This window comes from Pseudomonas fluorescens, assembly GCF_902497625.1.
GTDB lineage: Bacteria > Pseudomonadota > Gammaproteobacteria > Pseudomonadales > Pseudomonadaceae > Aquipseudomonas > Aquipseudomonas fluorescens_BQ.
Map to the genome: position 1 here is coordinate 1 of NZ_CABVGX010000076.1, position 9,521 is coordinate 9,521.

General features: G+C 57.3%; 10 protein-coding genes and 1 pseudogene. 7 read left to right on the plus strand and 4 right to left on the minus strand.

The window, feature by feature from the left end:
* Both F8N12_RS26670 and F8N12_RS26675 read left to right on the plus strand, forming a co-directional pair.
* On the plus strand, window positions 1-890 hold an 890-nt coding region (locus F8N12_RS26670; protein ID WP_150583047.1), incomplete at its 5' end, for a sigma-54 interaction domain-containing protein.
* Between the two features lie 40 nt (window positions 891-930).
* On the plus strand, window positions 931-1,386 hold the full coding sequence (locus F8N12_RS26675) for a YiiD C-terminal domain-containing protein (protein WP_150583048.1): 456 nt from the start codon (window positions 931-933) through the stop codon (window positions 1,384-1,386).
* Between the two features lie 95 nt (window positions 1,387-1,481).
* On the opposite strand, the gene F8N12_RS26680 is transcribed toward F8N12_RS26675, so the two are convergent.
* The 3 genes from F8N12_RS26680 to nudE form a co-directional block, all read right to left on the minus strand.
* Complete coding sequence (locus F8N12_RS26680; RefSeq protein ID WP_150583049.1) at window positions 1,482-1,904, minus strand: hypothetical protein; 423 nt, start codon at window positions 1,902-1,904, stop codon at window positions 1,482-1,484.
* Window positions 1,905-2,061: 157 nt separating this feature from the next.
* Entirely contained in the window at window positions 2,062-2,892 is an 831-nt protein-coding gene (cysQ, locus tag F8N12_RS26685; RefSeq protein WP_150583050.1) for a 3'(2'),5'-bisphosphate nucleotidase CysQ, read from the minus strand.
* Window positions 2,889-3,455, minus strand: coding sequence for an ADP compounds hydrolase NudE (gene nudE / locus F8N12_RS26690; protein ID WP_150583051.1), 567 nt, complete (start codon window positions 3,453-3,455; stop codon window positions 2,889-2,891). The genes cysQ and nudE overlap by 4 nt, the downstream gene beginning before the upstream one ends.
* Before the next feature lie 88 nt (window positions 3,456-3,543).
* Between nudE and yrfG the strand changes: the two genes are divergently transcribed.
* Window positions 3,544-4,206, plus strand: a complete 663-nt coding sequence (yrfG, locus tag F8N12_RS26695; RefSeq protein WP_150583052.1) for a GMP/IMP nucleotidase — start codon at window positions 3,544-3,546, stop codon at window positions 4,204-4,206.
* An 83-nt stretch (window positions 4,207-4,289) separates the two neighbouring features.
* Here yrfG and lysM read toward each other — a convergent pair whose 3' ends face one another.
* Window positions 4,290-4,739: a peptidoglycan-binding protein LysM gene (gene lysM / locus F8N12_RS26700; protein ID WP_150583053.1), complete on the minus strand. Its 450-nt coding sequence runs from the start codon at window positions 4,737-4,739 to the stop codon at window positions 4,290-4,292.
* A gap of 137 nt (window positions 4,740-4,876) precedes the next feature.
* Between lysM and F8N12_RS26705 the strand changes: the two genes are divergently transcribed.
* The 4 genes and pseudogenes from F8N12_RS26705 to F8N12_RS26720 all read left to right on the plus strand — a co-directional run.
* On the plus strand, window positions 4,877-5,764 hold the full coding sequence (locus F8N12_RS26705; protein ID WP_150583054.1) for a LysR family transcriptional regulator: 888 nt from the start codon (window positions 4,877-4,879) through the stop codon (window positions 5,762-5,764).
* A 94-nt stretch (window positions 5,765-5,858) separates the two neighbouring features.
* Entirely contained in the window at window positions 5,859-6,698 is an 840-nt protein-coding gene (gene fdhD / locus F8N12_RS26710) for a formate dehydrogenase accessory sulfurtransferase FdhD (RefSeq protein WP_150583055.1), read from the plus strand.
* Window positions 6,695-9,043 carry an FdhF/YdeP family oxidoreductase gene (locus F8N12_RS26715; RefSeq protein ID WP_150583056.1) on the plus strand — a complete coding sequence of 783 codons (2,349 nt, stop codon included), beginning with the start codon at window positions 6,695-6,697 and terminating at the stop codon, window positions 9,041-9,043. Before fdhD ends, F8N12_RS26715 begins: the two co-directional genes overlap by 4 nt.
* A gap of 271 nt (window positions 9,044-9,314) precedes the next feature.
* A pseudogene (locus tag F8N12_RS26720) lies at window positions 9,315-9,521 on the plus strand (hypothetical protein); the annotation flags it as partial.

Below are 9,521 nucleotides of genomic sequence, written 5' to 3' on the forward strand. Positions count from 1 at the left end.
GGGCCGACGTGCTGATTCTCGGCGAGACCGGCGCCGGCAAAGAAGTCGTCGCGCGTGCGCTGCATGACTTGTCGAGTCGGCGTAACGGCCCGTTCGTGGCGATAAATGCCGGGGCACTGGCTGAATCGGTGGTGGAAAGCGAGCTGTTCGGACACGAGCCGGGAGCCTTTACCGGCGCGCAGAAGCGGCGTATTGGCAAGTTCGAGTTCGCCAACGGCGGCACGCTGTTTCTCGACGAAATCGAAAGCATGAGTCTGGATGTGCAGGTCAAATTGCTGCGAATGCTGCAGGAGCGCGTCGTCGAACGTCTGGGCGGCAATCAACTGATCCCGTTGGACATCCGCATCATCGCAGCCACCAAGGAAGATTTGCGCCAATCAGCCGATCAGGGCCGTTTCCGCGCCGACTTGTACTACCGCTTGAACGTCGCCCCCCTGCGCATCCCGCCACTGCGCGAGCGTGGTGAGGATGCGCTGATGTTGTTCCAACACTTTGCCGAAGAGGCCAGTGCCCGCCACGGTTTGCCAACCCATGAGTTACAACCCGGCCACCGCGCTTTGTTGCTGCGTCATACGTGGCCCGGCAACGTCCGGGAACTGCAAAACGCGGCGGAGCGTTTCGCCCTGGGTCTGGAGCTGGCGTTGGATAACAGCGTGCCGGACGGAGCTGTCGGAATGACGGTGGAGATGGTCAGCGGCGGCCTCAGCGAGCAAGTCGAGAACTTCGAAAAATCCTTGATTGCCGCCGAGCTCGCACGCTCCCATGGCTCGGTACGCAGCCTCGCCGAGGCCCTCGGGATACCGCGCAAAACCCTGCACGACAAATTGCGCAAGCACGGGCTGAATTTCGCCGACGCGGGTGGCAGTAGCCACAACGATGAAAACGATTGAGCCACCGTCCAAACATGACTCCCATACAAAAGGCCCGCTCATGAACCGCGACAGCAGTGATCTCGAGTCTATCCTCCACCACGATATCCCCTTGACGCGGCACATGGGTCTCAAGGTGCTCGACTGGCACGATCAGCAATTGCGCCTGCATTTGCCGCTGGAAGAAAACGTCAATCACAAGAGCACCATGTTCGGCGGCAGCCTGTATTGCGGCGCGGTCCTGGCCGGATGGGGCTGGCTTCACCTGCGTCTGCGCGAAGAAGGGATTGAAGACGGGCACATTGTCATTCAGGAAGGTCAGATCAGTTATCCACTGCCGATGACTACCGACGCGATAGCTATCTGCCAGGCACCGAGTGTGGTGGCGTGGAATAAGTTTCTGGTGATGTATCGGCGCTATGGCCGGGCGCGCCTGGCCTTGCATTCTCGAATTGTAAATACAGGCAGTGAGGAGGCGGCGGTGAATTTCAGGGGGGACTACGTCCTGCACCGCTAGGCCTCCCGTCAATCAAAAAGCAACGCCCGATGCGGTCGGTGCATCGGGCGTTGGGATGAAACGGGTGTTAACCTGTTTCAAGACCAGACAGCGTCTTATTCAGTTTTTGGTCTTTTTACAAACGAGAGCACTACGTCATCTGCACCAGAGGTTCTCAATTGATAGACGTCTTTATGTTCATTCGAGCATATATCTTTTTTAAACCCGACGATTTCAACTTCCAAAGCATAATCACCCTTTAACGAACAGTGAATTTCGTTTCCATAATGCCACTCAATGCCTTCATTGTGGTCTGCAGTAACAAGGCCCACGATATCTTTTCCTACAACAGGGGTGACACTGAAGTAAGTTGAAGATGCGCCCACGAGTACCAGATTTTTATCTCCATAATTCAATTCGCCGCCACTTGTTAATAGCCGTAAACCTTCCGGTGGCGCCTTCATGGTAAGTGTACCGGCCGTAGCCATACTCATCGCTGCCGACAGCGAGGCGAATAAAAACAAATTTTTAAAGTTCATTTCGAGCTGTTTCCTTTGCAATTGAGCCATAACGCGCCTAGGTTCTGATCAGAACTTAGTGGCTTGGAATGCGAAAACTAGCATCAAAATTTTAGAAAAAAACCTGTCAAAACTGTTAGTTATAACCCTACAGTACTTGAGTTAAAGCTAACAGCAGCTACCCACCCGAAGCCAACTTCAATAATTTTCCCCGCCAAACAGCCATTGCTGGTAAAGCGATAAAAAAATCATTAAGCAACGATTCTTTTGGAGTATAGGTAAAAGGGCTACCATTTAGATTCACCACCTCCCCACCCGCGCCTTCCAACACACCTTGGGCGGCCGCTGTGTCCCACTGCGACGTCGGTGCAAGGCGTGGATAACAATCCGCTGCACCTTCCGCCAACAAACAAAACTTCAACGAACTGCCAATATTAGCCAAATGTAGCTCACCCAGGCTGTCGCTCAGCCCGGCCAGCAACAGCTCCTGCTGTGGGCTCGAGTGTCGGCGGCTTGCCACCACGGTAAAAGACTCGCCGGCAGGCACCACGTCACGTACCTGAATAGCCAACGGTTGCACGTGCTTTTCCCCACGCCACGCGCCCAGCCCCGCACCGCCGACATAGTAGCGCCCGTTGGTCGGCATCGAAACCACACCAAACACCACCCGCCCCTGCTCGATCAGCGCGATGTTGACGGTAAATTCTTCACTGCCGGAAATGAATTCCTTGGTGCCATCCAGAGGATCGACCAGCCACCAGCGCTGCCATCCTGCTCGCACACTTAAGGGGATGTTGGCGTCTTCCTCGGATAACACCGGAATACTCGCATCCAGCGCCGTCAGCCCCGCGAGAATCAGGTAGTGAGCGGCCAGGTCGGCAGCCGTCACAGGCGAATCATCGGATTTTGCAGTCACTTCGGTGCCGACGCGCCAGAAGGGCAGGATCGCCTCACCGGCTTTCAACGCCAGTTCGATAACCGGCGCCATCAACGGATGCGGGAAGTTCATGGCAGGAAGACCCCACGCTGAGTCAGCAGGTCGCGGGCCAGATACAGCGCCGCCAAGGCCCGGCCCTCGGTGAATTTCGGATTTTGCGCCAGCGCCGACAATTCGCGCAGGTTGACCATCTCCACGCCCATGGGCTCCGGCTCGTCACCCTCGAGTCGTTCTTCGTACAAATCAGTGGCCAGTACCACCTGGATTTTCTGGCTCATGTAACCGGGCGACAGCGACAGCTCGGTCAGATGTTCCAATTGCCGTGCACCGTAGCCGGCTTCTTCCTTGAGCTCGCGCTCGGCCGCCGCCAATACATCTTCGCCGGGCTCGATCAGGCCCTTGGGCAGCGACAGCTCATATTCATCGGTGCCACCGCAGTATTCCTCGACCAGCACCGCATGATCCGCATCGAGCATCGCCACGATCATCACCGCGCCGTAGCCGGCACCCCTGCCAACCAATCGCTCGTACGTACGCTCGACACCATTGGCAAAGCGCAACTTCAGCTCTTCGACGCAGAACAAACGGCTGGTGGCGACAATCTCGCGGGCGAGGATGGTGGGTTTCTGGCGCATGAGCGGCTCCTTGGCGATAGCGGGTTACTATACCCGGCCTATCCTGATTGTTGATCCCGGATATCTTTTTACCGCTGGAGAAGTTTTTATGTCCGCCCTGCCCTGGCACGACATCGACACCGTTCTGTTGGACATGGACGGCACCTTGCTCGACCTGCATTTCGACAACCATTTCTGGCTGGAGCACCTGCCCCAGCGCTACGCTGACTTGCATGGTGTGAGCCGGGCAATGGCCGAGATGGAGTTGCAGCCGTTGTTCGAAAGGCATGCCGGGCAGTTGCAGTGGTATTGCCTGGACTTCTGGAGCGCCGAGCTGAAATTGTCGGTGCGCGAGCTGAAACTGGAAACGGCGCACTTGATCGCGCTACGCCCGGACGCCGACACGTTTCTCGCGGCGATCAAAAAGGCTGGCAAGCGTGTGGTGATGATCACCAATGCACACCGAGATTCTCTGTCATTGAAACTGGAAAGGATTGAGCTGGCGCCGTATTTCGAGCGGCTGATCAGTTCTCACGATTACGGTTTCCCCAAGGAAAATCCGCAGTTCTGGGATGCCTTGCAGGCAGACCTGGATTTCGACCCGGCGCGCAGCCTGTTCATCGACGATACCTTGCCGATACTGCGCAGTGCACGAGCGTTTGGCGTGGCGCATTTGTTGGCGGTGAGTGAACCGGACAGCCGAAAAGGGCCAAAGGACACGGGGGAGTTTGCAGCGGTGGACGATTACCGGAATTTGATTGCGGGGCTTTAGACCGAATCAGCAGCCTCGCGGGCAAGCCTTGCTCATGTATCTATAGGCAAGCCTTACCCGCGATTGATATCAGACGGATCAGATTACTCGGGAATACGCAAAGACTGCCCTGGGTAAATCTTGTTCGGATCCTTCAACATCGGCTTGTTGGCTTCGAAAATTTTCTGATATTTATTCGGATCGCCATACACGCGCTTGGAAATGGCACTCAGCGTATCGCCCTTTTCGACAGTGACGAACTTCGCTGGGGTGGCGACAGGTCCAGTCACAGTGATCTGGTCATCAACATCGCTGATACCTGCCACGTTACCCAGCGCCAGCAGAATTTTTTCCTTCTCTTCCTGAGAAGCCGCTTCGCCGGTAGCGATTACTTTCTCGCCCTCGACTTTCACCTGAATCTTGGAAGTGTCAATGCCTGTCAGGGCGTCCTTGACGTGCTTGGTCAAAGCCTCGCTGTTAGCTTCGGCCTTGTCGGGCGTCAACGCATCGAGAATTTTTTCACCTGCATCTTTCAAAAAGCTGAAAAGGCTCATCGTGTGCTCTCCTTAGGGATTAAGTGTCCAGACGCCAAAGACTAGACCAACCCTGCAAGGCGCGGTTCCAAACCGATCAATGACGTCTATCCGGTGCAAGGGCTAGAATCCGACCCTCACCGCGCCCTGGAGCGAAGATGGACATCAAACAGCTGAAATTCCTCATCGCTCTCGACGAAACCCGCCATTTCGGCCAGGCCGCCGCACGCTGCCACATCACTCAGCCGACCCTGTCCATGCGCCTGCGCAGCCTCGAAGAAGAGCTCGAATTGCCGCTGGTCAATCGCGGCCAGCGCTTTGAAAGTTTCACGGCCCCGGGCGAGCGGGTTCTGGCATGGGCGCGCACCGTGCTGGCCGCCTACGACGGTTTGCAGGCCGAGGCCGCCGCATGTCGCGGCAATCTGGTCGGTACACTGCGCTTGGGGGTAGTGCCGCTGTCGAGTTTCGATCCGCTGCTGTTGATGCAACGGTTGCACACCGAACACCCCAATCTGCGTTTTGAATTGTCGGCATTGAGTTCCGAGCAGATCCTCGAACAACTGGCCAACAATCGTCTGGACCTTGGCGTGTCGTACCTGGAACGGCTGGACGGCGAACGTTTTGACTCACTGGCCTTCAGCGAAACCCGTATGGGCCTGCTTTATGATCAACGCTTCTTCAGCTTCAGCGAGTCACCGTTGAGTTGGGAGGCGTTAATTGAGTTGCCGCTAGGGATGCTGACCAGCGGCATGCATTTTCGCCAGTCCATTGACCACAATTTTCACAGCCGCGGGCTCACTCCGCAGCCCTTGCTGCAGACCGATGCCGTGCATCAACTTTTACAAGCCGTGCACGGTGGCTTGTGCTGCGCTGTGATGCCGCTGGACGGCGGCCTGGAGAATCTCACCGATCACTTGCGCCTGCAGCCTATCGAAAACGCGCAAACCCTCGCCCGACTGGGGCTGATCATGCGCCGTAGTGCCCCGCGTTCAGCGCTGGCGGAGGCGTGTTTTGCGCTGTATCAGAAATCGCTAGCGGACTCTTGATCGACGTCATCTATCGGTACATCAGTATTAGCAATTAGACGCGACCTATTGACGCGCCTAGGCTTAAAGCTGACCAAACCGTCGGTGATCCCTCATGAACGCCAAGCGCCCTGCCTGCGCGGCGCCAGCCCTCGAAACGCCCGCGCCAGCCGCCAGCCAGACTTACAGCTACTGCGACCTGCAACATATTGAATCAGCCAGCACCGAGTTGGCCGAGGAAGTGGCGTTGGCGATCGCCTATAACGGCATCAGTCAGGCTGTGATGCTGGTAACGCCGACGGATCTTGAAGACTTTATCGTCGGCTTCAGCCTCGGCAGCGGCATCATCGAAGATCATTCCGACATCTACGACCTGCAGCTAAGCGGTTCGGGCTCGGCCCAATACGCGCAAATCACCATTGCCAATCGAGCTTTCTGGAACCTCAAGCAACAACGTCGGCAACTGGCCGGCACGAGCGGTTGCGGGCTGTGCGGCGTGGAAGCTGTCGAGCAAGCGTTACCCAACCTCAATGTGCTGCCCGGCGCGCCACTGCCACCAGCCCAATGGCTCGATGGATTGCGCCAGCGTATCGGTGCGTTTCAGCCACTGGGCCAGCATTGTGGCGCGGTGCACGCGGCGGTGTTCATGAATGCCGAGGGCGAATTGTTGCTCGGCCGTGAAGACATCGGTCGACACAATGCCCTGGACAAGCTGATCGGTGGGTTGATTCGCCAGAACATCCCGACTGCCGGCGGCCTGGCGATTGTCACCAGCCGCTGCAGCCTCGAATTGATTCAAAAAGTCTTGCGCGCCGGCATCCAGACCCTGGTCAGCCTGTCGTCGCCCACGGGCCTTGCGGTGCAATGGGCCCGTCGTCACAACCTTAATCTCATCCACCTGCCGCAGAAAAGTGCGCCGCGGGTCTACAGCCCAGCGTTGGAGAAACAAGCGTGAGTCAACATCGTCAAGCCGACCAGAAACCTGTCCCCCGCTACAAGCCCTACAAAGGCCCGGCCGGCGGCTGGGGCGCACTGATCAGTGTCGCCCAAGCCTGGTTGACCAGCGACAACGCGCTGAAAAACCTGCGCATCATGCTCAAGACCAACCAGAACGGAGGCTTTGATTGCCCCGGTTGTGCTTGGGGCGATTCTCCGGAAAAAGGCATGGTGATGTTCTGCGAGAACGGCGCCAAGGCGGTGAATTGGGAAGCCACCAAACGCCGTGTCGACAGTGCGTTCTTCGCCAAACACAGCGTCAGTTCCTTGCTGGAACAGAGCGACTACTGGCTGGAATATCAAGGTCGTCTGACCGAGCCGTTGAGCTATGACGCTGAAACCGATCGCTACAAGCCGATCAGTTGGGAGGCGGCCTTTGCCTTGATCGCCAAGCATTTGCAAGGCCTGTCGAGCCCGAACCAGGCCGAATTCTATACGTCAGGACGTGCCAGCAACGAGGCGGCCTACCTCTATCAGCTGTTCGTGCGCACTTTCGGCACCAACAACTTTCCTGATTGTTCGAATATGTGCCACGAAGCCAGTGGCGTGGCGTTGGCGCAAAGCGTCGGCGTCGGCAAGGGCACCGTGACCTTCAACGACTTCGAACACGCCGATGCCATTTTCGTCTGGGGTCAGAACCCTGGGACCAACCATCCGCGCATGCTCGAGCCTCTACGCGAAGCAGTAAAGCGCGGTGCGCAGGTGGTGTGTATCAATCCGCTCAAGGAGCGTGGTCTGGAGCGTTTCCAGCATCCGCAGCACCCGATCGAGATGCTCACCAACGGCGACAAACCGACCAATACAGCGTATTTCCGCCCGGCGCTGGGCGGCGATATGGCGGTGTTGCGCGGCATGGCCAAGTTTCTCCTGCAGTGGGAGCGCGACGCGCAGAAGACTGGCGCGCCGGCCGTGTTCGATCACGACTTCCTCAATGAGCACAGCGTTAACGTCCTGGAATATCTTGGCGTCATTGATGACACGCCTTGGGAGCAGATCGTCGAGCAATCCGGTCTGTCGCTGCTGGAAATAGAGCAAGCGGCGAGAATGTATGCCAAAGGCAGGAATGTGATCATGTGCTGGGCGATGGGCATTACTCAACATCGCCATTCAGTGCCGACCATTCAGGAAATCGCCAACCTGATGCTGCTACGCGGCAACATCGGGAGGCCTGGTGCCGGGCTATGTCCGGTGCGTGGCCACAGCAACGTGCAGGGTGACCGTACGATGGGCATCAATGAGCGTCCACCGGTGGCGTTCCTTGATTCTCTTGAACGGCGCTTCCAGTTCAAAGTGCCGCGTGACAATGGACACAATGTGGTGGAGGCGATCCACGCCATGGCCGATGGCCGCGCGAAGGTGTTCATCGGTCTGGGCGGGAACTTCGCTCAGGCGACTCCGGACAGCCATCGCACGTTCAAGGCACTGACCAACTGCGACCTGACGGTGCAGATCAGTACCAAGCTCAACCGCAGTCACCTGGCTCACGGCAAGCAAGCGCTGATCCTGCCGTGCCTGGGCCGTACTGATATCGATATCCAGACTGAAGGTGCGCAAGCGGTGACCGTGGAAGACTCGTTCAGCATGGTCCACGCCTCCAACGGACAGTTGCAGCCGTTGTCAAATCAGATGCGCTCCGAACCATCCATCATTGCCGGCATTGCTGCAGCAACGTTGGGCAGCAAACCGGTGGACTGGAACTGGCTGGTGTCCGATTACAACCGCATCCGCGATTTGATTGCCGACACCATTCCGGGCTTCAAGGAATTCAACGAGAAGATCAAGAATCCGGGCGGCTTCTACCTCGGCAACAGTGCTGGCGCTCGTCGCTGGAACACACCGTCGGGACGCGCCAATTTCCGTCCCAACTTGCTGCCCAAAGACCTGGTGCATGAACGCACCCGCGCCACCGGCGTTTTGCCGGATCTGATCATGCAGTCGATGCGCTCCCACGATCAGTACAACACCACTATCTATGGTCTCGACGACCGTTATCGAGGGGTTAAAGGCCAGCGGGACGTGTTGTTTGTGAATGAGGCGGACATCATCCGCCTGGGCTTCAAACCGGGGCAAAAGGCCGATATTGTTTCAATCTGGGACGACGGCCGTGAGCGTCGGGTGAAAGGCTTCACGTTGCTGGCGTTTGACATTCCCGCGGGGCAGGCTGCTGCTTATTACCCGGAAGTAAATCCATTGGTGCCGCTGGAAAGCACGGGCGATGGCAGTCATACGCCAACGTCGAAGTTCGTGGCGATTCGCCTGGAAGCGGCGAGTGAGACCGGTTTGATCATGGCAAGGTCGGCTTGACGTAATAGCAGGATTGCCCGTTTGCGGGAATGGGCCGGCAACGGACCTGGCATACCCTTCAAATGCGTTCCCATCGCCCACAAAAAAGGCCGCTTTTTTTCACAAAAGCGGCCTGTCCGAAGTAACTAAAGACCAGTAAAAAACACTTAAGTTCCCTAGTTAAAACAGTAACTTGGAGAATTGTGTACAAGTCGTGTTACTCGTCGGATTTCGATTGTCACAATCATGCGAGCACCTCAGGATCGCGTCGTCATCCCCTTGAGGTTTCTCTATGAAGTTCTCCTCGATTCTCTTGTTGTCCCTTGGCCTGGTCAGTGGTTTCGCATCTGCAGGCGGCACCACCGAAGCGGGCGTGGGCGGCGCATTGGGCGGGGTTTTGGGCTCGGTCGTCGGTCAGTCGTTAGGCGGCAATACAGGTTCCACCATTGGCGCGGCCTTGGGCGGCGCGGGTGGTAGTGCAGTCGGCGCAGACAAACGC

What these genes read in the sequence shown, in the direction of transcription:
- F8N12_RS26675 (WP_150583048.1), top strand. Translation starts at nt 931, where the DNA reads ATGAACCGCGACAGCAGTGATCTCGAGTCTATCCTCCACCACGATATC.
- F8N12_RS26680 (WP_150583049.1), bottom strand. Translation starts at nt 1,904, where the DNA reads ATGAACTTTAAAAATTTGTTTTTATTCGCCTCGCTGTCGGCAGCGATG.
- cysQ (WP_150583050.1), bottom strand. Translation starts at nt 2,892, where the DNA reads ATGAACTTCCCGCATCCGTTGATGGCGCCGGTTATCGAACTGGCGTTG.
- nudE (WP_150583051.1), bottom strand. Translation starts at nt 3,455, where the DNA reads ATGCGCCAGAAACCCACCATCCTCGCCCGCGAGATTGTCGCCACCAGC.
- yrfG (WP_150583052.1), top strand. Translation starts at nt 3,544, where the DNA reads ATGTCCGCCCTGCCCTGGCACGACATCGACACCGTTCTGTTGGACATG.
- lysM (WP_150583053.1), bottom strand. Translation starts at nt 4,739, where the DNA reads ATGAGCCTTTTCAGCTTTTTGAAAGATGCAGGTGAAAAAATTCTCGAT.
- F8N12_RS26705 (WP_150583054.1), top strand. Translation starts at nt 4,877, where the DNA reads ATGGACATCAAACAGCTGAAATTCCTCATCGCTCTCGACGAAACCCGC.
- fdhD (WP_150583055.1), top strand. Translation starts at nt 5,859, where the DNA reads ATGAACGCCAAGCGCCCTGCCTGCGCGGCGCCAGCCCTCGAAACGCCC.